Origin of the sequence: Bradyrhizobium sp. IC4060 (assembly GCF_020193715.1) — a bacterium.
GTDB lineage: Bacteria > Pseudomonadota > Alphaproteobacteria > Rhizobiales > Xanthobacteraceae > Bradyrhizobium > Bradyrhizobium yuanmingense.
In genome coordinates, this window is sequence record NZ_JADYVJ010000002.1 from 557,954 (window position 1) to 580,130 (window position 22,177).

General features: G+C 64.2%; 19 protein-coding genes. 13 read left to right on the forward strand and 6 right to left on the reverse strand.

The window, feature by feature from the left end; translation table 11 throughout:
- Nucleotides 1–2 precede the first annotated feature (2 nt).
- The 3 genes from I6F16_RS09420 to I6F16_RS09430 all read left to right on the forward strand — a co-directional run bounded on the left by I6F16_RS09420 (nucleotide 3) and on the right by I6F16_RS09430 (nucleotide 5,565).
- Nucleotides 3–1,283 carry an HlyD family secretion protein gene (locus I6F16_RS09420; RefSeq protein WP_225112145.1) on the forward strand — a complete coding sequence of 427 codons (1,281 nt, stop codon included), beginning with the start codon at nucleotides 3–5 and terminating at the stop codon, nucleotides 1,281–1,283.
- 12 nt (nucleotides 1,284–1,295) lie between these two features.
- Nucleotides 1,296–3,488 carry a glycosyltransferase gene (locus I6F16_RS09425; RefSeq protein WP_225112146.1) on the forward strand — a complete coding sequence of 731 codons (2,193 nt, stop codon included), beginning with the start codon at nucleotides 1,296–1,298 and terminating at the stop codon, nucleotides 3,486–3,488.
- Nucleotides 3,489–3,660: 172 nt separating this feature from the next.
- Nucleotides 3,661–5,565 (forward strand): diguanylate cyclase, encoded by a 1,905-nt coding sequence (locus tag I6F16_RS09430; protein WP_225173625.1) that lies wholly within the window; start codon nucleotides 3,661–3,663, stop codon nucleotides 5,563–5,565.
- Nucleotides 5,566–5,596: 31 nt separating this feature from the next.
- Here I6F16_RS09430 and phaZ read toward each other — a convergent pair whose 3' ends face one another.
- Entirely contained in the window at nucleotides 5,597–6,820 is a 1,224-nt protein-coding gene (gene phaZ / locus I6F16_RS09435; RefSeq protein WP_085969180.1) for a polyhydroxyalkanoate depolymerase, read from the reverse strand.
- Nucleotides 6,821–6,985: 165 nt separating this feature from the next.
- On the opposite strand from phaZ, the gene I6F16_RS09440 reads away from it, so the two are divergent.
- The gene (locus I6F16_RS09440; RefSeq protein WP_036013147.1) at nucleotides 6,986–7,642 is read left to right on the forward strand and encodes a glutathione S-transferase family protein; all 657 of its coding nucleotides are present in this window, start codon (nucleotides 6,986–6,988) and stop codon (nucleotides 7,640–7,642) included.
- 280 nt (nucleotides 7,643–7,922) lie between these two features.
- Here the strand turns inward: I6F16_RS09440 and I6F16_RS09445 are convergent, their stop codons facing one another.
- Nucleotides 7,923–8,147, reverse strand: coding sequence for a hypothetical protein (locus tag I6F16_RS09445; protein ID WP_036028537.1), 225 nt, complete (start codon nucleotides 8,145–8,147; stop codon nucleotides 7,923–7,925).
- A 183-nt stretch (nucleotides 8,148–8,330) separates the two neighbouring features.
- Between I6F16_RS09445 and I6F16_RS09450 the strand changes: the two genes are divergently transcribed.
- Nucleotides 8,331–8,684 carry a hypothetical protein gene (locus I6F16_RS09450; RefSeq protein ID WP_225173626.1) on the forward strand — a complete coding sequence of 118 codons (354 nt, stop codon included), beginning with the start codon at nucleotides 8,331–8,333 and terminating at the stop codon, nucleotides 8,682–8,684.
- Between the two features lie 9 nt (nucleotides 8,685–8,693).
- Here I6F16_RS09450 and I6F16_RS09455 read toward each other — a convergent pair whose 3' ends face one another.
- Complete coding sequence (locus tag I6F16_RS09455; protein WP_225173627.1) at nucleotides 8,694–9,797, reverse strand: mandelate racemase/muconate lactonizing enzyme family protein; 1,104 nt, start codon at nucleotides 9,795–9,797, stop codon at nucleotides 8,694–8,696.
- Between the two features lie 172 nt (nucleotides 9,798–9,969).
- Between I6F16_RS09455 and I6F16_RS09460 the strand changes: the two genes are divergently transcribed.
- The 4 genes from I6F16_RS09460 to I6F16_RS09475 all read left to right on the forward strand — a co-directional run bounded on the left by I6F16_RS09460 (nucleotide 9,970) and on the right by I6F16_RS09475 (nucleotide 14,252).
- Nucleotides 9,970–10,815: an AraC family transcriptional regulator gene (locus I6F16_RS09460; RefSeq protein WP_225173628.1), complete on the forward strand. Its 846-nt coding sequence runs from the start codon at nucleotides 9,970–9,972 to the stop codon at nucleotides 10,813–10,815.
- A gap of 136 nt (nucleotides 10,816–10,951) precedes the next feature.
- The gene (locus I6F16_RS09465; RefSeq protein WP_225173629.1) at nucleotides 10,952–11,878 is read left to right on the forward strand and encodes an SMP-30/gluconolactonase/LRE family protein; all 927 of its coding nucleotides are present in this window, start codon (nucleotides 10,952–10,954) and stop codon (nucleotides 11,876–11,878) included.
- 117 nt (nucleotides 11,879–11,995) lie between these two features.
- Nucleotides 11,996–12,589, forward strand: a complete 594-nt coding sequence (locus I6F16_RS09470) for a GNAT family protein (RefSeq protein WP_225173630.1) — start codon at nucleotides 11,996–11,998, stop codon at nucleotides 12,587–12,589.
- Between the two features lie 16 nt (nucleotides 12,590–12,605).
- Nucleotides 12,606–14,252, forward strand: a complete 1,647-nt coding sequence (locus I6F16_RS09475) for a GMC family oxidoreductase N-terminal domain-containing protein (protein WP_225173631.1) — start codon at nucleotides 12,606–12,608, stop codon at nucleotides 14,250–14,252.
- Between the two features lie 1,334 nt (nucleotides 14,253–15,586).
- On the opposite strand, the gene I6F16_RS09480 is transcribed toward I6F16_RS09475, so the two are convergent.
- Entirely contained in the window at nucleotides 15,587–16,429 is an 843-nt protein-coding gene (locus I6F16_RS09480; protein ID WP_036013181.1) for a MoxR family ATPase, read from the reverse strand.
- 107 nt (nucleotides 16,430–16,536) lie between these two features.
- The gene (locus I6F16_RS09485) at nucleotides 16,537–16,782 is read right to left on the reverse strand and encodes a GlsB/YeaQ/YmgE family stress response membrane protein (RefSeq protein WP_036013183.1); all 246 of its coding nucleotides are present in this window, start codon (nucleotides 16,780–16,782) and stop codon (nucleotides 16,537–16,539) included.
- Between the two features lie 123 nt (nucleotides 16,783–16,905).
- On the opposite strand from I6F16_RS09485, the gene I6F16_RS09490 reads away from it, so the two are divergent.
- The 3 genes from I6F16_RS09490 to sseA all read left to right on the forward strand — a co-directional run bounded on the left by I6F16_RS09490 (nucleotide 16,906) and on the right by sseA (nucleotide 19,621).
- Nucleotides 16,906–18,081 carry a VWA domain-containing protein gene (locus I6F16_RS09490; RefSeq protein WP_036028524.1) on the forward strand — a complete coding sequence of 392 codons (1,176 nt, stop codon included), beginning with the start codon at nucleotides 16,906–16,908 and terminating at the stop codon, nucleotides 18,079–18,081.
- A 130-nt stretch (nucleotides 18,082–18,211) separates the two neighbouring features.
- Nucleotides 18,212–18,625, forward strand: a complete 414-nt coding sequence (locus I6F16_RS09495) for a rhodanese-like domain-containing protein (RefSeq protein WP_028179894.1) — start codon at nucleotides 18,212–18,214, stop codon at nucleotides 18,623–18,625.
- Between the two features lie 138 nt (nucleotides 18,626–18,763).
- Nucleotides 18,764–19,621, forward strand: a complete 858-nt coding sequence (gene sseA / locus I6F16_RS09500) for a 3-mercaptopyruvate sulfurtransferase (protein WP_225173632.1) — start codon at nucleotides 18,764–18,766, stop codon at nucleotides 19,619–19,621.
- A 179-nt stretch (nucleotides 19,622–19,800) separates the two neighbouring features.
- Here sseA and I6F16_RS09505 read toward each other — a convergent pair whose 3' ends face one another.
- Nucleotides 19,801–20,571, reverse strand: a complete 771-nt coding sequence (locus I6F16_RS09505) for a hypothetical protein (protein WP_225112154.1) — start codon at nucleotides 20,569–20,571, stop codon at nucleotides 19,801–19,803.
- 368 nt (nucleotides 20,572–20,939) lie between these two features.
- Here I6F16_RS09505 and I6F16_RS09510 point away from each other — a divergent pair, with 368 nt between their 5' ends.
- Nucleotides 20,940–22,136: a L,D-transpeptidase gene (locus tag I6F16_RS09510; RefSeq protein ID WP_036013287.1), complete on the forward strand. Its 1,197-nt coding sequence runs from the start codon at nucleotides 20,940–20,942 to the stop codon at nucleotides 22,134–22,136.
- The last annotated feature ends 41 nt before the right edge of the window (nucleotides 22,137–22,177 follow it).

The window sequence follows — 22,177 nt, forward strand, 5'->3', positions numbered from 1 at the left end:
TCGTGGTTCGCCTGCATGTCGAACGTTTCATTCGCAGCCGGATCGCTCGGCGGTCCCTGGCGCTCGGGATCATCGCTCTCAGCGGATGGGCCCTGTTGCCGTATGTGACCTACCGAATCGCCCCCTCCGCCTATGTCAATGCCGAGCTCATGCGGGTGACTGCGCCGATGGCGGGTCAGCTCTCGTCAGATCTTCCACGCAAGGGCGAATATTTCGAGCACACCCGGATGGTGCCGCTGGTCGAGGCGCGTTCGCCGGATCGCCGGCACCTCATGGACCTTGATCAGCAGCTGGCCATGTCCACCAAACGCGCCGAGCTCGCACGCCGGCAACTCGAGGAAATCGCCGAGCTCGATCGCAAGCTCCGCGAGCGAAGCGAGGACTATCGTTCGGGGATGGTAGCGCGCCTGCGCCACGAGATAGGTGAAACGGAAGTTGAAAAAGGCGGCTGTCTCGCTGAGGCGCGGCAGCGGAACGATGTCGCGGGCCGGATGGAGAGGCTCGTGAAGCTCGGCATCAGTTCGCAGATCCGCTCCGGTGAGGCCCAGGCCTCGCAGGAGGCAACCGCAACGCGGTGCCAGATGGCCGATGAACGCCTGCGGCGCCTCAAGACGGAATTGGGGGCGGCCGACAAGGGCATTTATCTTCGTGGCGATGCCAACGACGTGCCCTATTCTCAGCAGCAGCGCGAGCGGCTTGTCCTCCGCCGCCAGGAGCTCGAGACAGACCTGTTGCAGAACAGCTCACGTGCCGCGCAGTTGGCCGCGGAAATTGCAGAGGAACGCACTCGACTTGATCGTCTCGATCACTACGATCTGTCCTTGCCCGCAGCCCATGTGGTCTGGTCGGTCGCGGCCAGCCCGGGCTCGATGGTCACGGAAGGGCAGTCGGTCTTCGATTTCGCAGATTGCAAACGCCGGTTTATCGTCGTTGAACTACCCGAGCGCGATTTCGAGAAGATCAAGGCTGGAGATGCGGCTACCGTCCGTCTGATTGGGAGTCGCGAATGGAAGAGCGGCCAGATCCGGCAGGTCCGCGGATCGGCCGCGTACGGCGATGATCGGCTGCTTGCGGCTCGGGTGCCGCGGCCTGATCCGGGCAACATTACCATTGAGATATCGCTTCCGCCCAATGAGACGTCGGCCGACCGCAACGGCTCCTGCGATATCGGACGATTGGCTGAGGTGCGCTTCGAGCGCAGAGCCGACGGCCTGCTACGATTGGTCAGCTCGAAGTTGAAATGGCTGACCGCTCGCCTGGAACTCGACCAATCGCTCCTGTGAGCGAGATGTTCCATGCAAGCCATGACTCTGCCTCTCTCTCAGCTGTTCGCGCCGATGCTGGGCATCTTTGCTGCGATGTATCTGTTGGCGCCGACCTTTCCGGTCGCGCGCCCTTGGGCGCGTCTTGCGGTCTTTGTTGTGGTTTGGCTTGTGGTTGCCCACTATCTCGAATGGCGTATTTTCACCACAGTGCTGCCGGCAAGCGGGACCTGGTATCAGGTCGGCTGGATCTGGTTCTGTCTGTTCGTCGAGCTTCTGACTTTCACAGATCAGTTCATTCTCTATCTGACGTTCCTTCGCAGGACCGATCGCCGAAGCGAAGCAGATCAGCACGAGCGTCGGCTTCGCAGCCTGCCGGATGATGAGCTGCCCTCGGTCGACGTCTTTATTCCGACCTACGACGAGCCATTCGAGGTGCTGGAAAAGACGATCACCGGCGCGCTGTGCCTGGACTATCCGAACGTCCAGGTGTGGGTCTTGGATGATGGTCGCAGGCCTTGGCTCAGGGCACTCTGCACGCAAAAGGGCGCCGGCTATCTCACGCGCGCCGACAATTTGAATGCCAAGGCCGGCAATATCAATCATGCCCTGACCAAGACGAGCGGCGAGTTCTTCGCGATCTTTGATGCGGATTTCGTGCCGCAGCGCAATTTCCTGATGCGCACGATGGGCTTCTTCGCTGATCCAAAGGTCGGAATCGTTCAGATCCCGCACGCCTTCTACAATGAGGACCCGATGCAGGCGAATCTCGGCCTGCACAGGGGACTGCCGGACGAGCAACGGTTCTTCTTCGATTCCATCATGCCCGCGCGCGACGGCTGGGATGGTGCCTTTTGTTGCGGGTCCAACTCCGTCACGCGTCGCGCAGCACTCCGCGCGGTAGGCGATGCCTTGCCGACCCAGTCCATTACGGAAGACATCCTGCTGACGCTCGTCCTGCTGCGCAAGGGATACGTCACCCGCTATCTCTGCGAGCCGCTGGCGATTGGACTGGCGCCGGAAAGCCTTGATGCCTTTTTCGTGCAGCGGCAACGCTGGGCGCGTGGCGCGATTCAGACGCTGTACCTCGCCGCCGGTCCGCTCGGCCCCGGACTGGGCTTGATGCATCGGCTCCTCTTCTTTCCGACGCATTGGCTCTCATTGGGCTTGCGGGCGCTCATGGTCGTGGTGGTTCCGATCGTGTTCATGTGGACCGGCTTGGCGCCTGTCGTCGATGTCACCCCCGAATCGGTGTTCTACTACTTGTTCCCCGCGATCCTGGCGCTCAACGGCGGCATCTCCTGGTTCGCGCCGCACGTGCATTTTCCGCTCGCCGCTCAGGTGTCGGCGACGATCCAGAGCTTCAAGATATTGCCGACGGTGCTGGGGACTCTCGTCAAGCCGGCGGGACATGCGTTCAGGGTGACGCCGAAGGGCGCTGCCGCGCGGCGCGCAAGTTACGCTGCGGAGATATTCTGGCCGTCGGCGGTCTTGATGGCGTTGACGGTTGTCGGTGTGGTTCTGAACACGATCCCGGAATGGCGCATCATCGATCATCCGGCGGCTCTACCGATGGTCGCCTTCTGGTCGGTCGTGAACATCGTCGTGCTTTTCTTCGTCTGCATGACCTCGCTGCAGGCGCGGATGGGACGTACCGAGGAGCGTTTCGACATCGACGAAACTATCTTGATCCAGACCGCGACCGGCGAGCAGCTTTCTGGACGCGTGAGCAACATCTCCCTCTCTGGCGCCGGCGTTCTGCTTGGCTCCGGTATTGACTTTCCTCGCGCCGGAGAACCGCTGCGCGTGCACATCATGCAGGTCGGATGGGTCGATGCGGTGATTGCGCAACAAAGGGGCCGGCTCATCGGGGTGCAGTTCAAATTGCCGCAGTCGCTTGAACGAGACCTGCTGATCCGCAAGCTCTTTACCGTCGCCCGTCTGAAGCGGAAAGGTGTCGTCGCGTGCTCGGTGAATAGGGCGATGCTTAAGAACATCTGGTTGATGGCCGCACCGTTGCCCCACATTGTTGCAGGCGGCGCGAAGCCCGCGTCGGTCTCGCCGACCGAGCGTCTGCCGGCAGAGAGCATGGTCATTCGGCCTCAACCGCGGACAGACGATTTTGCACTTCTTGCCGGAGCTCGAAGCCTGCATCCGACGAGTTTTACTGAACCTGGCCTTGGCCGAGTGGCCGGCACAGTAATCGAAGCCGTCGCGCCGAGTTGATTGCTGTGTTGTCCTTCTCGCCGGACCAGTCCATGCGCTATCGATCGACGGTCAAGCCGCTCATCGATGCCGTCAATCTCCTTCCGGTGTTCTCCCAAAAAATCACAAGCGGAACGAGCAACCATCCTTTAGCCCAAGGCGTTTACGGGGTTGAGGGTGCAGGGAGCATCTCTTGATCGATCACCGCAGCGATCTTCGGAAGGGGCGTCTGACGCTCTGGGCCTCCGCATTCGTGGCGGTCGCTTGCTTGGCGATTGTCGCGCTCAGCGGCTGGCGGGAGTGGTCCCAGCGACAGACGCTGCTGAAGGGCTCCGAAACAGACGTGGCCAATCTGGCCCGGTCGGTGACGCAACACGCGGACGATACGTTCGAACTCGCGGACACCGTTCTCAATGTGTTGGTCGGCCAACTCGAACTCGAGGGGACCAGCCCGGCGGCGATCGCGAAGATTCAGACCTTTCTTTCCCGGCGCAAAGCCGCGAACCGGATTCGAGCTGTGTTCGTCTATGACGAGACCGGCCGCTGGCTCGCAACCAGCGAGCCCGTGGATTTCGCCGGCCTCAACAACAGCGACCGCGAGTATTTCCAGCATCATCGCGCCGTGGCTGAGCGAGGAACCTTCATTGGGGGTCCAGTGAGGAGCAGATCGAGGGGGCAATGGATCATCACAGCGTCAAGGCGCTTCGATCATCCTGACGGCAGTTTTGCCGGAGTGGCTCTTACCACGATCGATGTCGACTATTTTTTGCAATTCTATCGCGGGTTCGACGTTGGCCAGAACGGCTCAATTGCACTGGCGACCGCGAAGGGCGTTGTCCTCGCGCGTAGCCCGGACAACGGATATACGGGTCGCGATCTGTCGAATGCACCGCTTTTTAGGAATTTCCGCGAGCGGCCAAGTGCGGACGTCTACTACTTCACGTCGCCTCTCGACGGCGTTCGGCGTCTGAGCTTTTATCAACTCAGCAGTCGCTACCCTGTTGTCGTGGTTGCGACGGAATCGGAAGACGACGTCTTGGCCCCCTGGCGCAAAGCGGCGCTGACGCGCGTGGTTGCGGTGCTGGGACTGATAGGAGGGCTCGCTGTTGCAGGGGTTTGGCTGGTGCGCCAGTTGCACATGCGGCAGAAGATGGCCGCTGCTCTGATCGCCAAGGAGGCGGATTTTCGTCTCCTCGCGGAGCAGTCGGGAGACATGGTCATGCGTATAGCGGTCGATGGACGGATTCTCTATACGTCGCCGTCCAGCGCGCGAGTCCTCGGCTGGGCTCCGAACGAATTGGTGGATACGTCGGCCCTCGCCGGCATAAATCCGGCGGATCTGGCGCGGGTTGAGGAGACGATCTCCGCGTTGATGAACGGCGAAGCCGAGGAGGCGAGAATCACTTATCGCACTCGGCATCGCGAGAAAGGCGAGGTCTGGATCGAAACCGCGCTGCGCGTCGCCAGGAGTGCGCAGAGTGGAGACATCAACGGCGTGGTGGCGATCTCGCGCGACATGACCGAACGTAAGGACCTGGAGGATAAGCTGGCGGCTCTCGCCAGTTCGGATGGCCTGACGGACTTGGCAAACCGCAGACACTTCGACGAGCGGCTAGAGGCGGAATGGGACCGAGCCAGGCGCGAAGGAAGGCCTCTGTCACTGTTGCTGATGGATGTCGATCATTTCAAGAGTTTCAATGATCAGTACGGGCATCAGGCGGGCGATGCATGTCTCCGCTCGGTCGCCGGGGTCCTGGCAGAACAGGCCCGGCGACCAGCAGACTTGGCCGCTCGGTATGGTGGTGAGGAATTCGCCTTGCTGCTACCAAATACGGACACAGAAGGGTGCGAGCAGGTCGGCGAGCGAATCCGGCAAGCGATTCAAGACCTCGGCATCCTGCACGCGGTCAACCCGCCATCCAAGCAGGTCACCCTCAGTATTGGTGGCGCCACACATATGTCGTTCGGCGATAATGCTGATTTCACGTCGTTGATAGCGGCCGCGGATAGGGCGCTCTACGCCGCCAAGGAGAGCGGGCGCAACCGCCTTGTGATGTCAGGGCAAGTCATCGCGTGGCCCAGCGCGATACGAGCTTGAAGAGTAGCTCTCGTGCGCCGCGGCGTGCGCCTCACGAATTCACGTGCACGAAATCCCGCAGCAGCGGATAGATCTCGTTGTTCCAGCGCTTGCCGGAGAACACGCCGTAATGGCCGACGCCGGCCTGCATGTGGTGGACGCGGCGATAGGCGCGCACGCCGGTGCAGAGGTCCTGGGCGGCCAGCGTCTGGCCGATCGAGCAGATGTCGTCCTTCTCGCCCTCGACCGTCATCAGCCCCATGCGGCTGACCGCCCTGGTGTTCACGGGACGGCCGCGATGCATCAACTTGCCTTGCGGCAGGAGATGCTCCTGGAACACGTCGCGCACGGTCTCGATGTAGAATTCGGCCGGCAGATCCATCACGGCGAAATATTCGTCGTAGAAGGTCTTGATGGTCGCGGCCTTCTCCTTCTCGCCCTTGGCGATGTGGTTGGCGAGGTCGAGATGCTGCTTGATGTGGCGCTCGAGATTCATCGAGACGAAGGCGGTGAGCTGCACGAAGCCGGGATAGACCTTGCGCAGAGCGCCGCGGCACTGCACCGGCACGTAGTTGATCAGATTGCGCTCGAACCATTCGATCGGCTTGCTCTTGGCGAATTCGTTGACCCTGGTCGGCTGGATCCGTGTGTCGATCGGGCCGGCCATCAGCGTCAGCGTCGCCGGGCGCGAGGGATGGTTGTCCTCGCACATGATCGCGGCGGCCGCGAGCGCGGAGACGGACGGCTGGCAGATCGCCACCATGTGCGGGCGCGGCCCGAGCTGCCCGAGGAAGTCGATCAGGTGCTCGGTGTAGTCGTCGAGCCCGAAGCGGCCCTCGCTGCGCGGGATGTCGCGCGGATTGTGCCAGTCGGTGATGTAGACGTCGTGGTCCTGCAGCAGCGTCTTCACGGTGCCGCGCAGGAGCGTGGCGAAGTGTCCGGACATCGGCGCAACCAGCAGCATGCGCGGCTGCTCGGCCACGCCGTGTTTCCTGAAGTGCAGCAGCGAGCCGAACGGCGTCGCGTAGGCGATCTCCTCGCTGACCGCGACCTCGCGGTTGCCCACCATGACGCTGTCGATGCCGTAGGCGGGACGGTCATAGGTGAGGGTGGAGCGCGAGATCAGCTCCAGCGCGGCCGAAAGCCGGCCGACCACTTGGTCCGATGAGCCCTGAGGCACCAGATTGAGGAATTTGAGTGCGGACGAAGCCCCCGCGCGCCATGGCGCCGTCAGGTCCATGTGGTTCTGAAAAGCCTGATAATACATCGACATCATACTGAAGCGCCCACTTGCCTCCTGTCGTGATGCAATATCGAAGCCAGACGGGAGCCGGACCGCCCGGAAAATTGGCACGTCGCTTGCTGCGCCCCGGTCGGGTAGGCACAGATCACGGGCACGCACGCGCGGCGGTGCGTTGCCCAGGCGTGAGGGAAGGGCTCTATGGCGAAGGCGACACTGACCATCAGCAGCAAGAACTACTCGTCCTGGTCGCTGCGTGGCTGGCTGCTGACGAAATTCTCCGGGCTCGATTTCGAGGAGATCGTCACCGCGCCGGACGATCCGTCGGCGCGTGCGGAGATCCTGCTGCTGTCGTCCTCGATCCTGGTGCCGTGCCTGCGGCACGAGAGCGCCGTGGTCTGGGACACGCTGGCGATTGCCGAATATCTCAACGAGGTCATGCCGGACGCCGGCCTGTTGCCGGCCGACCGCATCCAGCGCGCCCATTGCCGCTCGATCTCGGGCGAAATCCATTCCGGCTTCACCACGCTGCGCGCCTCGCTGCCGGTCAACCTGAAGGGGCACTTTCCCGGCTTCAAGATCTGGTCGCGGGCGCAGGCCGATATCGACCGGGTCTGGTTCATCTGGCGCGACTGCCTGGAGAAATCGGGCGGTCCCTTCCTGTTTGGCGAGAAGCGCACCATGGCGGATGCGATGTACGCTCCCGTCGTAACGCGCTTCGTGACCTATGACGTCAAGCTCGCACCGCCGCTCAAGGCCTATGCCGACACCATCATGGCCATGCCCGAGATGCAGGAATGGGTCGCGGCGGCGAAGGAGGAGCCGGCCGAGATCGAGGAGCTCGAGGTCGAATATTAGGCAGGCGTTGCACGGCTGTGCCTGTTTCGAGAGCGGCGGCCCTCCGCTGCGGACCGCGGCGCTATGCCCTTGCAACAATTAACCTTTGGACCCGGCGACAGGCGCCTGCGATCCGGCCGGCTGCGCAGATATTGTGCGCGCCTGCCGAACCGCAGCGAGATCTAGCCGTGAACAGGTGCGTACAAGGCGTTTCGGCTGATTCGGACGTGATTCGTTCGGGCCGCGTTCCGAAGGTTAAAGCGCAGCGCGGCCCCGTCGCATTTTGAAACAGACACCGCCTTCAGGCGGCCCCGCGCTGCTTCAGGCGCGGCAGGCGCCAGCCGATCACGGTTGCTTCCACCGCAATCCCGGCCTCGTGGTTTTGCCAGCGTCCTTCGACATAGCGGCAGGCGAACGGCAGTTGATACGTCCCGCTGTGATCCTCGCACAGCACTTCAAGTGGCAGGCCCGGCGGTGGTTCTCCGGCGCCATCGAATTCCGCCAAACGTCTATCGCGCGTTGCCATTCCAAAAATCTCCCCTAAACAAAGCCGCGGAGAGCGCCCACTTCTCCCGCATGCGGTTCACTGCTCCCCGTCCCAGGGGAACGGGCCCAAGCTCAACGCGAGAATGCGGTGCGAGTGTGGTAGCCTCACGCTGCAGCGCGCAAACAGCGCACATTGATGTGATCGACTGGCCGAGGAACTTTCATGCTGCTTCGAAACGCCGGAATTTGTTTCGCGATATTGCTGCTCGCACCGCTGGCGCCTCTGCCGGTGCTCGCGCAGGACGTGCCCGGCATCGAGATCTGCACGGTCGAGAAAACCATGGAGCGCCGCACCAGCTGCCTCCAGAGCAATGTCGACTTCCTGCAGAAGACGATCACCAAGCTCAGCCTCGACCATCAGCAAAAGCTGGATGTTGCCAATCGCCAGATCGATGGGCTGAAGACAGCCATCGCCGGCCTGCAGAAGACGCTTCTCGATCTCCAGGCCGCGCAGGCGACCACTGAGGATCTGAAGAAGAAGCAGGACGCGCCGCCGGCGAAGGATGCTGCGAAATAGGCGTGCCGATCACGCGACGCGATATCGCTCCATCACGCCACGATCGGGCTCGTAGCCGAGCCCGGGACCCGAGGGCACCGCGACATGGCCGCTTGCATCGACATCGGCGCGGCCGCCCCAGAGGCAGGCTTCGCGCTTTAAATAGAACATCTCGACCAGCCCGTCGTCGCGCGTCGCGAGCAGATGCAGCGTCGCCAGCAGGCCCGGGCCAAAGTAAGGCGAGTGCGGCACGATCCTGATGCCGAGCCGATCGGCCAAGCCTGCGACCTTCAGGAATTCCGTGATGCCGCCGACCTTGATGACTGACGGCTGGGCGTGGCTGACCGCGCCCGCTTCCATCATCTGGCGGAATTGATATTCGGTGCAGGCATTCTCGCCGGCGGCAATTCCGAGCCCGCTCTTGCTGCGCACCTCGGCAAGCGTGGCGAAGTCTTCCGGCGGCCAGACCGGCTCTTCCAGGAACATCGGCTGCGCGTCGCGGCATGTCGCCGCGAAAGCGATCGCCTGCTCCCCGGTCAGCGGGCAGTTCATGTCGACCATCAGTGGAATGCTCGGACCGATCGCTTCGCGCGCGGCAAGCACCGCAGGCGTCGTGGTCTCGTGCAGCTTGATCGCGCCATAGCCGAGCGCGAGCGCCTTCCTGCATTCGGCGGCGATGTTGTCGGGCGAGCCGATCCGGAGCAGGCTCGCGTAAGCCGGAATGGCGGTGCGCCTGATCTCGCCCAGCAGGCGGTGCAGCGGCACGCCCTTGATCTTTGCGGCGAGGTCCCACAATGCGATATCGAGCCCGGAGATCGCGAACATGGTGATGCCGTAGCGGCCGAACAGATGCAAATTGCGCTGGATCTGCTCCATCACGGCGGGGATGCCGGCGGCATCGGGCACCTCCAGCCCGCGGGCCTGCGGCACGATCATCTCCTCGACCGCGCTGCGCGTCGTGCGCGGGCAGACATAGGCGAAAGCATCGCCCCAGCCGGTCAGCCCGGCATCGGTCGTGACCTCGACGAGCACCATGTCGAGCGCCGTGATGGCGGAAGCGCCCTGGCGGAAGCTCGCGACACCGGCATCATAGGGGATGCGGATATGGTGCGCCCGCACATCGGTGATTTCCATGACCCGGTTCCTCTTTCTCGTGAGCGGTTTCGGCGAGTGTAGCCACGAACACCGGGGCGTTGCCAGGGGCCATTGCCGGACTATGCTCATGCGAAGCACAGCAATGCCGATCAAGCAGAGCGATGGAGACCGGCGCATCATCGCCGCGCTTCGAACGAGGGCCTGAACCGCCATGAATCCAGCCCAGCGCGCGCTCTGGTATATCGAGAGCCATCTGGCCGAGCCGATGACGCTCGACGAGATCGCTGCGATCTCGGGCGTGTCGCGGTTCCACATCGTGCGTGCGTTCGCCGCAGCCGTCGGTCTGCCGGTGATGCGCTACGTGCGCGCGCGGCGGCTGACGGAGGCGGCGCACAGCCTGGCAAAGGGCGCACCCGACATCCTGTCACTGGCGCTGGAGGCGGATTACGGCTCGCACGAAGCTTTCACCCGCGCGTTCCGCGACCAATTCGGCACCACGCCCGAAGCGGTGAGGGCGGCAGCGTGCGTCAACCAGCTCAGGCTACAGGAGCCGATTCTCATGGATTCCACCATGCTGGATACTCTCGCCCCACCGCGCTTCGAGACGGCAAAGGCCTTCCTCGTCGCCGGCCCCGCCGAGCGCATCTCCTGCGACAACGGTGCCATGATCCCCGGTCTATGGCAGCGCTTCAATCGGGAGGTCGCCGACATTCCCGCGCGCGTCGGCCAAGGAAAAGATCAAGTCGCCTACGGCGTCTGCTGCAACGGCGATGATGCCGGCAATTTCGATTACATTGCCGGCGTCGAGGTCGCCGATTTCTCCGACCTGCCGCGCCACTTCGGTCGCATCCGCACTCCGGAGCAGCGCTATGCGGTGTTCACGCACAAGGATCACGTCGCCTCGATCCGGCGCACCGTCAACACGATCTGGAATCAATGGCTGCCGGCGTCTGGCCTGAAAGCCGCGGACGCGCCGAACTTCGAGCGCTATGACGAAAAATTCGATCCGGCGACCGGCCATGGCGGCTTTGAAATCTGGGTACCGGTGAGAGAGTAACACGCAACGCTGGCATACCGTCCCGCTTGCTTGGCAAGCTCCGGCGACTTTGCCATAACCGCAGGCAAATCTTGCCTGCGGGGGCCCGTGCCGGACATCCCGTGCAAGCCATAACAAGCAGCCGGGAGGGTCTCCAATGTCCAACGTCCGCGTTCTCGCCACCGACCTCGAATTTCCCGAAGGGCCGGTCGTGATGCCGGACGGTTCGGTGGTGCTGGTGGAGATCCGCGGCCAGCGGCTGACGCGCGTCTATCCCGACGGCCGCAAGGAGATCGTGGCGAAGATTCCCGGCGGCCCGAATGGCGCCGGGCTCGGGCCCGACGGCAAGATCTACATCTGCAACAATGGCGGCTTCTCCTGGATTCCGGCCGGCAAGATGATCATGCCGGGTCCGCAGCCGGACGATTATCTCGGCGGCGCGATCCAGCGCGTCGATCTGCAATCCGGCAAGGTCGAGACCGTCGTGACCAAATGTGGCGCGCACGATCTGCGCGGGCCGAACGACCTCGTCTTCGACAAGCACGGCGGCCTCTGGTTTTCCGACCTCGGCAAGCGGCGCGCGCGCGAGATGGATGTCGGCGGCATGTATTACCTCAAGCCCGGCATGAGCGAGATCGTCGAAATCGTGCATGGCGTATTGCCGGCGAACGGCATCGGCCTGTCGCCGGACGAGAACATTGTCTACATCGCGGAGACGCCGACCGGGCGGCTCTGGGCCTATGAGCTCGCGGCGCCGGGCACGCTCAAGCCGCGCGATCCGATCTATCGCGGCGAGCGCGGCCAGCCGATCTGCGGCCTCGGCGGCTACCAGATGTTCGACTCGCTTGCGGTGGAAGCTGGCGGCAATGTCTGTGTCGCCACCCTCGTCTCCGGCTGCATCTCGGTAATCGCGCCCGACGGCACCCTGGTGGAACAGGTCCCGACCGGCGACCGCGTGACCACCAATATCGCCTTCGGCGGCCCCGAGCTGAAGACCGCCTACATCACGCTGTCGGGCAAGGGCGAGCTTATTGCCATGGACTGGCCGCGCGGCGGATTGCCGCTCAATTTCCTAAACACGTAAACGGTGCTAGTGACCGTCATTGCGAGCGAAGCGAAGCAATCCAGGAATGCGTCCGCGGTGACAGTCTGGATTGCTTCGTCGCTTCGCTCCTCGCAATGACAACGGAGAATAACATCAATGCCCTGGCCCGATCCCATCACCCTGCGCGGACAGCACGCCCGTCTCGAGCCGCTGGCGCATGATCACGGCGAGGGGCTGGTCGAGGCCGTCAAGGACGGCGAGCTGTCGAAGCTGTGGTACACTGCGATCCCGCTGCCGGAGAACATGGGCAAGGAGATCGACCGTCGGCTCGGCCTGCAGGCCGCGGGCTCGATGCTGCCCTTCACCGTGTTCGATGCCGGCGGCACCATCGTCGGCATGACCACCTACATGAACATCGACGCCGCCAATCGCCGCGTCGAGATCGGCTCGACCTGGTATGGCAAGAGCGCGCAGCGCGGCCCGCTCAACACGCAGTGCAAGTTGCTGCTGCTGCGCCACGCCTTCGAGACGCTGAACTGCATTGCGGTCGAGTTCCGCACCCACTTCTTCAACCACCAGAGCCGCCGCGCCATCGAGCGCCTGGGCGCCAAGCAGGACGGCATCCTGCGCAGCCATCAGATCGCGCCGAACGGCACGCTGCGCGATACTGTCGTCTACAGCATCACCGCCGCCGAATGGCCGACGGTGCAGGCGCATCTGGAATTCCAACTCAACGACAAGCCGCGCTAGGGGCGGCCGAGGGACCATGGATAGATTTGATTATGTGATCGTCGGCGCGGGCTCCGCCGGTTGCGTGCTCACCAGCCGGCTCAGCGAGGACCCCAACACCAGCGTCTGCGTGCTCGAGGCGGGCCCTTCCGACTGGCATCCCTACATCCATCTGCCGGCGGGCTTCATCAAAACCTTCCACATGAAGAGCATCAACTGGGCCTATCAGCAGGAGCCCGGACCGTGGACCGGCGGGCGCAGCATCTACGCGCCGCGCGGCAAGACGCTCGGCGGCTCGTCCTCGATCAACGGCCACATCTACAATCGCGGCCAGCGCATGGATTTCGACACCTGGGCGCAGATGGGCAATCGCGGCTGGGGCTATGCCGACGTGCTGCCCTACTTCCGGCGGCTGGAGAAGCGGATCGGCGAGGGCGAGGACACCTATCGCGGCCGCGACGGCAACCTCATCGTCACCACCATGAACTGGCGCGATCCGCTCTGCGAGGCCTTCATGGAAGGCGCGGTCTCGCTCGGCATTCCCCGCAACCCCGATTACAACGGCAAGACCCAGGAAGGCGTCTCCTACTGCCAGCGCACCATCAACAACGGCCTGCGCGTCTCCGGCGCGACCGCGTTCCTCAAGCCGGCGATGAAGCGGCCCAACGTGCATGTGCACACCCATGCGCACGCGACCGAGATCATCTTCGAGGGCAAGCGCGCCGTCGGCGTGCGCTACATGAAGGGCGGCCGCGGCGGCCATCCCGTCGAAGTGCGCGCCAACAAGGAGGTGATCCTCTCCGGCGGCAGTTATAATTCGCCGCAGCTCTTGCAGCTTTCCGGCATCGGTTCGCCCGATCTGTTGCAGCAGCACGGCATCGCCGTGCGTCACGCGCTGCCCGTCGGCGAGGGCCTGCAGGATCACTACGCCCCGCGCACGGTGGCGCGAGTCAAGGACATCAAGACCATCAACGAGCTCCGCCGCGGCTTCTCGCTATGGATCGAGGCGATGAAATGGGCGACCGCGCGCCGCGGCCTGCTGTCGCTGTCGCCGACCATGGTCTATTGCTTCTGGCACTCTGGCGAGAGCGCCGAGAGCTCCGACCTGCAGCTCACCTTCACGCCGGCGTCCTACAAGGAGGGCGTGCAGGGTCAGCTCGAGGACGAGCCCGGCATGACCGTGGCGTCCTGGCAGCAGCGCCCGGAGAGCCGCGGCTATGTCCGCATCCGCTCCAGCGATCCGTTCGCGCCGCCGATCATCCAGACCAATTATCTCGACGCCGAGCTCGACCGCCGCGTCATCGTCGGCGGCATGAAGCTCGCACGCAAGCTGCTGAAGTCCGCGCCGCTATCGCCCTATTACGCCTACGAGGATTTCCCCGGCCCCAACGTCAACACCGACGACGAATTCTTGCACGCCGCCACCCAGCGCGGCACCACCACCTTCCACCCCGGCTGCACCTGCCGCATGGGCCCGGCGGGTTCCACCTGGGCGGTCGTCGACGACCACCTCCGCGTCCACGGCCTCGAAGGCCTCCGCGTCATCGACGCCTCCGTCATGCCCCGCATGATCTCGGCGAATTTGAATGCGTCAACGATGATGATCGCCGACCGCGCCTCCGACCTCATCCGCGGTAAGCAGCCGCTGGAAGCCGCAAGGATTCCGGACGCAGCGGTGGCGTGATATCTTCGTAGGGTGGGTTAGCCAGCGGCGGCGCGAAGCGCGGCCGTAGGCGTAACCCACCGTTTCTTTCGATGTGAAAACGAGCCGTGGCGGTTACGCCTTCGGCCAATCCGCCCTACGCGCTTCACCGATAGGCAAAACGCCAAATGCCCCAATCCGGCGCTGAGCGGCAATCCGTTGGCCAGATTGCCATCTGCGGCATCGTCTTTCTCTGCACCGCTATTCCGCTCGGTCTGCTGCTCCGCGTGGGCTGGCGCGATTGGACCCTCCTTGCCGGCCTCTGGGCGATAATGTACTTCATGGGCGGAATAGGATGGTTTCCTCGGCCCACACCAGTTCAAAAGGCCTTCTCATATGGTCTGCTCGTAGGCACGGTGCTGCCGGCGCTGGAGTGGGCGGCGACGCTTCACGGCCCGTAGCCCGTCGGGCAAAACACCCCGTCACCCCGTCAACCCCTCTCCATAAAATATTCCGCTTTACCGAAATTCGGAATTGCGGCATAGATCGAACCAGCCCGGCTCACGAAAGAGGGGCGGTTCGCGAGTCGTTCGAAACGCGGGCCGGGTTGCGGTGGACGCGGCAGCGTCGGCACGATGGGTGCGGGCAGGGCGGGTAGTCCCTGTGAGCCCGAGGCCGCGTGCAGACGAACGGCGCTGAAGTCCGGCGAAGCCTCTTGGCGAAGCCGGATGAGCTGCGTACGGCAAAACCGTGTGGTCCTGGCCGTCGTTGCTACGGTCAAGCTGGCTGCGGAGATGCGCGCGAGCCCAACCGGGCGGACGGCATCGTCAATTCGCGGGGCGAGGGAGGCCAGAAGGAATTCGGCTCCCGGGAGAGCACGGCATAAGCCGTCCGACCATCGCGCAGGGAAGGCCGAGTGATCGGCGACACCTGTATGCTGCTGTGCGGTTTCTCTGCGTGTGCTTTTCGCGCAGCGGACCGCGGGTGCCCGTCGGCACCCGGTCTTCCCTGCGCCCTCTTTCTTTTGGGGCGACGGAATGAAGCAAAGCTCGGGCGAGATGAGCCGCGAGGCTGCGAAGGTGTGTCTGCAAATTGAATTGCCAGCGGAGAACGACGCCGTTGCTCCTTGCTCCGTCATTGCGAGCGCCGCGAAGCAATCCAGACTACTGCGGTGGAGGGATACTGGATTGCTTCGCTGCGCTCGCAATGACGGGAGCGGGAGGCTGCTCGCGACACACTCGATATCGTAGGGTGGGCAAAGCGAAGCGTGCCCACGATCTGCATCCATCACGGAGGAATGGTGGGCACGGCGCTATGCGCCTTTGCCCACCCTACGGCACCGTGCGACGCGTTACGGCGCGCCCGGGACTCGAGGCCTACACTTCCCTTCTGCTCAAGAACGCCAGCCGCTCGAACAGATGCACGTCCTGCTCGTTCTTGAGCAGCGCGCCGTGCAGCGGCGGGATCAGCTTGCGCGGGTCGCGCTCCCGCAATTGCTCGGCGCTCATGTCTTCGTTGAGCAGCAGCTTGAGCCAGTCGAGCAGCTCCGAGGTCGACGGCTTCTTCTTCAGGCCCGGGACCTCGCGCACCTCAAAGAAGATGCGCAGCGCTTCCTCGACCAGGCGCTTCTTGATGCCGGGGAAGTGCACGTCGATGATGCGGCCCATCGTGTCGGCGTCGGGGAACTTGATGTAGTGGAAGAAGCAGCGGCGCAGGAACGCGTCGGGCAGCTCCTTCTCGTTGTTGGAGGTGATCATCATGATCGGGCGCTGCTTCGCCTTGATCGTCTCGCCGGTCTCGTAGACATGGAATTCCATGCGGTCGAGCTCGAGCAGCAGATCGTTGGGGAATTCGATGTCGGCCTTGTCGATCTCGTCGATCAGGAGCACCGGGCGCTGCTCGCTGGTGAAGGCGTCCCACAGCTTGCCGCGCTTGATGTAGTTCCGGATGTCGGATACGCGCGCATCGCCGAGCTGGCTGTCGCGCAGGCGCGACACCGCGTCGTATTCGTAGAGGCCCTGCTGCGCCTTGGTGGTGGACTTGATGTGCCAGGTCAGAAGCGGCGCGTTCAGCGCCTTCGCCACTTCCTCCGCCAGCACCGTCTTGCCGGTGCCGGGCTCGCCCTTCACCAGGAGCGGACGCTCGAGCACGATCGAAGCATTGACGGCGACCTTGAGATCGTCGGTCGCAACATAGTCCTTGGTGCCGGTAAATTTCATCGCGCGTCCTTGTTGGTCGTCGCCGCAACGCATTGCCAGTATCAATGGCCTCGGTCACGACAAGCGAACGGCCGCTCGCGGCGGCCGTTCCTGGTTCGGTCAGGCTTTCAGACCCGTTTTATCAGCGAAAGGATGACGAGCACAATCACCGCGCCAATCGTGGCGTTGACGATGGCGCCGATTGTGCCTGTTGCCAGCTGGATGTGCAGCTGTGGCAGAACCCAGCTCGCCACCAGCGCGCCGATGATGCCGACGACGATGTTGCCGACCAGCCCAAATCCCGCCCCGTGGACAATCTTGCCCGCAAGCCAGCCGGCGATGGCACCGATGATCAGTGCTGCGAGAATTCCCATTGCAAACGTCCCCCAAACAACCCCTTGACGTCGCCAATTCTAGAGCAAAAAGCCTGCCGGTCCAGCGTCCCGCAGCGGCCTCCGCCCCTTGACGTTCGCCACCCGACGGGCAATCTGTCACCCATGTTCCTGCAATTCTTCACCTCTCTGCGCGATGCGCAGGTCCCCGTGACGCTGCGCGAATACCTCACGCTGATGGAGGCGCTCGACGCCGACCTTGCGGACTACACGGTCGAGAACTTCTATTACCTGTCGCGCGCCTCGCTGGTGAAGGACGAGCGCAATCTCGACAAGTTCGACCGCGTCTTCGGCACGGTGTTCAAGGGGCTGGAAAGCCTGCTCGACGCCATGGAGAAGGCGGAGATCCCCGAGGAGTGGCTGAAGAAGCTCGCCGAGAAATACCTGACCGAAGAAGAAAAGAAGCAGATCGAGGCCATGGGCTGGGACAAGCTCATGGAGACCTTGAAGAAGCGCCTCGAGGAGCAGAAGGGCCGGCACCAGGGCGGCTCGAAATGGATCGGCACCGCCGGCACCTCGCCGTTCGGCGCGCACGGCTACAACCCCGAAGGCGTGCGCATCGGCCAGGAGAAGAACCGCAACAACCGCGCCGTGAAGGTGTGGGACAAGCGCGAGTTTCGGGATCTCGACGGCAATGTCGAGCTCGGCATCCGCAACATCAAGGTGGCGCTGCGCCGCCTGCGCAAATTTGCGCGCACCGGCGCGCCCGACGAGCTCGATCTCGACACCACCATTCGCGAGACCGCCAATCACGGTTATCTCGACGTGCACATGCGACCCGAGCGGCGCAACGCGGTGAAGCTCCTGGTGTTCTTCGACATTGGCGGCTCGATGGATGCGCATATCGAGCAGGTCGAGGAGCTGTTCTCGGCGGCGAAGAGCGAGTTCAAGCACATGGAGTATTTCTACTTCCACAATTGCCTCTATGAGGGCGTGTGGAAGCAGAACAAGCGCCGCTTCACCGACCGCACGCCGACCTGGGACGTGCTGCACAAATACCCGCACGACTACAAGGTCGTGTTCGTCGGCGATGCCTCGATGTCGCCTTACGAGATCATGGTGCCCGGCGGCTCGGTCGAACACGTCAACGAGGAGCCCGGCTCGGTCTGGCTCGACCGCATCATCCGCACCTATCCGCATACGGTGTGGCTGAACCCGGTGCAGCAGAAGCACTGGGACTATTCGGAATCCACCACCATCATCAAGCGCATCTTCGCCAATCGGATGTATCCGATCACGATCGAGGGGCTGGAAGCTGCGATGAAAGAATTGACGCATTGATGCCTCCCGTCGTCATTCCGGGGCGCCCGAAGGGCGAACCCAGAAGCCATCGGGCCGCAGTGCATGTAGAGGAATAGATTCCGGGCTCGCGCTACGCGCGCCCCGGAATGACAACAAGAGGGAGAAGCACGTGCCCCAGACCATCACCCGCGGCATCAAGGCGCTGATCGACGAGGCCAATGCCGAGATCGAGACGCTCACCGCCAAGGACGCCATCGAGATCTCCAAGAACGGCGACGTCGTCATCGTCGACATCCGCGATCCCCGCGAGATCGAGCGCGACGGCCGCATCCCCGGCGCCTTCGCCTGCACCCGCGGCATGCTCGAATTTTGGATCGACCCGCAGAGCCCGTACGCAAAACCGATCTTCCAGGAAGACAAGAAGTTCGTGTTCCACTGCGCGGGGGGCTTACGCTCTGCGCTCGCGGCCAAGACCGCGCAGGACATGGGCCTCAAGCCCGTCGCCCATATCGCCGGCGGCTACGCCGCCTGGCGCGATGCCGGCGGGCCCACGGAGAAGTGGGAGCCGAAGAAGAAGGGGTGAGGGCCTTGCCCTCTCCACCCGTCATTCCGGGGCACGCGAAGCGTGAGCCCGGAATCCATTGATCCACAGAGTCTGAGGCACGATGGATTCCGGGCTCGTGCTTCGCACGCCCCGGAATGACCAACGGAGAATGCTTCAATGACCACCGCCACCGACCCCCTCGTCTCCACCGAATGGCTCGCCGCTCACATCGGCGATGCCAACGTCAAGATCCTCGACGCCAGCTTCAAGCTGCCGGGCGTGCTGCCGCTGCCGAAGGACGACTATCTCGCCGCGCATCTGCCGGGCGCCGTGTTCTTCGACGTCGATGCGGTGTCGGATCATTCCAACCCGCTGCCGCACATGTTTCCGAGCGCGGAGCAGTTCGGCCGCGACGTCGGCAATCTCGGCATCTCCAACGCGGACACCGTCGTGCTCTATGATGCCGGCGGCTGGGTCGCAGCGCCGCGTGCGTGGTGGATGTTCCTGTCCTATGGCCACAGCAACGTACGCATTCTCAATGGCGGCCTGAAGAAGTGGCGCACTGAGGGACGCGCGACCGAGAGCGGCGAGGTCAAGCCGAAGCCGGAGACCTTCACGGCGAGCTATGACGCAAACCGCGTGCGCAGCATGCAGCAACTGATCGCCAATGTCGAAAGCCGCAACGAGCAGGTGATCGACGCGCGCGCCGCCGATCGCTTCGAAGGCCGCGCGCCCGAGCCGCGCCCGGGCATCCGCTCCGGTCACATCCCCGGCGCCCGCAACGTGCCCTACAATCTGCTGTTCGACGCCGCGACCGGCGAGATGAAGCCGCTCGACGAGCTCCGCGCCGCCTTCACCAATGCCGGCGTCAAGCTGGATGCGCCGATCGTGACGAGCTGCGGCTCCGGCGTCTCGGCCGGCGTGCTGACGCTCGCGCTCTACCGCCTCGGCATCACCGACACCGCGCTTTATGACGGCTCGTGGTCGGAATGGGGCCAGGCCGGCGGCCCGGCCATCGCGACCGGCCCGGCTTGAGGTTGCAGCCACGATGACGGTGCGCTCCCTCGCCCCGTTCTTGCGGGGAGAGGGTTGGGGTGAGGGGCCTCTCTCCGCAGGATGAGATTATCGAGGGACCTGTACCCCCTCACCCGGAATCCGCGCGACGCGCGTATTCCGACCTCTCCCCGCAAGCGGGGAGAGGTGAAGAAGTAAGATCACCGCGTGCGTGCGGTCGTCGTTGTCGCGAAGGCCGGCTGCTGCTGACCGAACGGATCGAGCTGCTGCTGCAACTGCTGAGGCGGCGGGCGCCGCACCACGCGGGCTCGCTTCTTGGCTTTCGCCTTGCGCTTGGTCGCCTTGCTGTCCGACTTGGTGCTCTCGGCCTTGCTGCTCTCGGCCTTGACCTTCGCCGGCGCGTCCGTCGCCGCTGTGGCGGCGTTCAGCGCAGCGAGCCTTGCGGAGGCGACATCGAGCGCCGCGGCGGCGAGGGCCGGGTCAGCTGGTTCCGGCTCGCTGGCGATTGCGGCAGGCTGGGCCTCGGGAATCCCGGCCGTGGTGTCGGCGGGGGTCAGCGTATCGATGGAAGCCGGCGCTGCGGCCGTCACGGTCGGTTCGGGCTTGGCTGCTTCGATGGCCGGCACTTCAGCCAGGGGCGCGGCGGCCTCGGGCTGGACGTCGGTCTCGGTCGTCAGTGCAGCAACCTGTTCGGGCTCGCTCAGGGGCAGAGCGATGGTCGGCACCTGGTCGCGCAGCGATGGCGTGGTCTCGGCGGGCGGCTCCGGCTCGGCTCGCAGCACCGCGAGCACCGGCCGGGCCGGCTCGGGCGCCTGCGCAAACATTTGCTCCTGCGGCCCGTTCCGCCAGCCGGGGTTGTTGACATATTGCTGATGGGTCGCCCGGAGCAGCGCGGCGGCCCCTAGGCCGAACACCAGGATGGAGGTTGACAGCAGGATCGCGGCAAACAGGAAGCGAAAGCCGGGAAGCATTGAGCGATTGCGAATTTCCGCCCCGGCGGCGGAAGTAGCCGGGGCTCAAGAGCCATCTGAACGCGGTGACGGTACTGCTTGCCGCGTTCGCCACGCGGGATCGGAGCTCAAAAAGGTGGCGAATCAGGCTAATTCGACCATATCGCAACGTCTCCGCATCGTTCCGTTAAAATCGCGGTCCAACATCGCGGCCATCGAAGGCGCGATACGATTTCAGCCCCGTGATGCAACGGGGCAACGGTAGTCTTGCGGATCACAAATCGGCAAATCCGGCGCAAATACGCCTGATATGTCTTGAATGTGCCGCTATCTTCCGTCATCTGGCCGTTAACGGTCCGGTCGGGCTTGGGGACTATACAAGAGCGATGATGATCAAACACTTTCTGACGATATGCGCTGCCGCAACAGTCGCTGCGGCGGGAACCTCGCTCGCTCAGGCTCAGAGCTATCCGATCCAGCAGGTGCCAAGCTATGGCGCGCCGGCCGAATATCGGCCCGGTGACCGCATGCCGAATTTCGACGCGCTGGATGAAGACGACGAGGCGATGCCGCATGCCTCGCTGCCCCCGCCCGGTCCGGCCGACGATCCGCGCTACGGTCGTCCGATGGGCGCGCCTCCGGTCTATTCGGCCGCCCCACCCCAAGGTCCGGTGATGTCGCCGGATGATCCGCGCTATGGGCGCCCGGCTGGCGCCCCGCCGGTCTATTCGGCCGCGCCGCAGGGCCCCGTGATGTCGCCCGACGATCCCCGCTACGGCCGCCCCGCCGGTCCGCCGGCGGTGATCTACGCCGACCGTCCGCCTCAGCAATCGCCCGCCAACGATGGCCTGCGTCCGCCCGAGTCTGTGGGCGGTCCCTCCGCGACTGGGACGGTCCAGGCCGGACAGCCGCCCGTGGGCACGGATGGCCGCCCGGTGACCTTGGCCGCGCTGCCGCCCGAGGAGCAGCCCGATGCTGCGCCGGTGCAGCTGCCGCCGAACCTGCGCCGTCAGGAGGTTGCGTTCCAGACCAAGGAGCCGGCCGGCACGCTCGTGGTCGATACGCCCAACACCTACCTCTATTACGTGCTCGGAGGCGGCCGTGCGATCCGCTACGGCGTCCGAGTCGGCCGCGACGGCTTCACCTGGACGGGCGTGCAGAAGATCACCCGCAAGGCCGAGTGGCCGGATTGGCATCCGCCGACCGAGATGATCGAGCGTCAGCCCTATCTGCCGCGCTTCATGGCCGGCGGCCCGGGTAATCCGCTCGGCGCCCGCGCGATGTATCTAGGTTCGACCGTCTACCGCATCCACGGCACCAACCAGCCCTCGACGATCGGCAAGTTCGTCTCCTCCGGCTGCATCGGCATGCTGAACGAGGACGTCTCCGACCTGTTCGAGCGCGTCAAGGTCGGCACCCGCGTTGTCGTGATGCCGGGTGGTCCGCCGCCGGGAACGGCGACGGCCTCCGCCGCGCCGACGCAGAGCGCTGCCGGGCCGGCTCCGATGTCCGCCCAGGCGGGCCCGGTCCCGGGGACGCAGCCCACCGTTGTGCCGCCGCTGCCCGCGCCGGTCACCGTGCGCTGAGGGCCTCAACTCGATGAGATTGCGAAGGGCGTGCCGTCGGC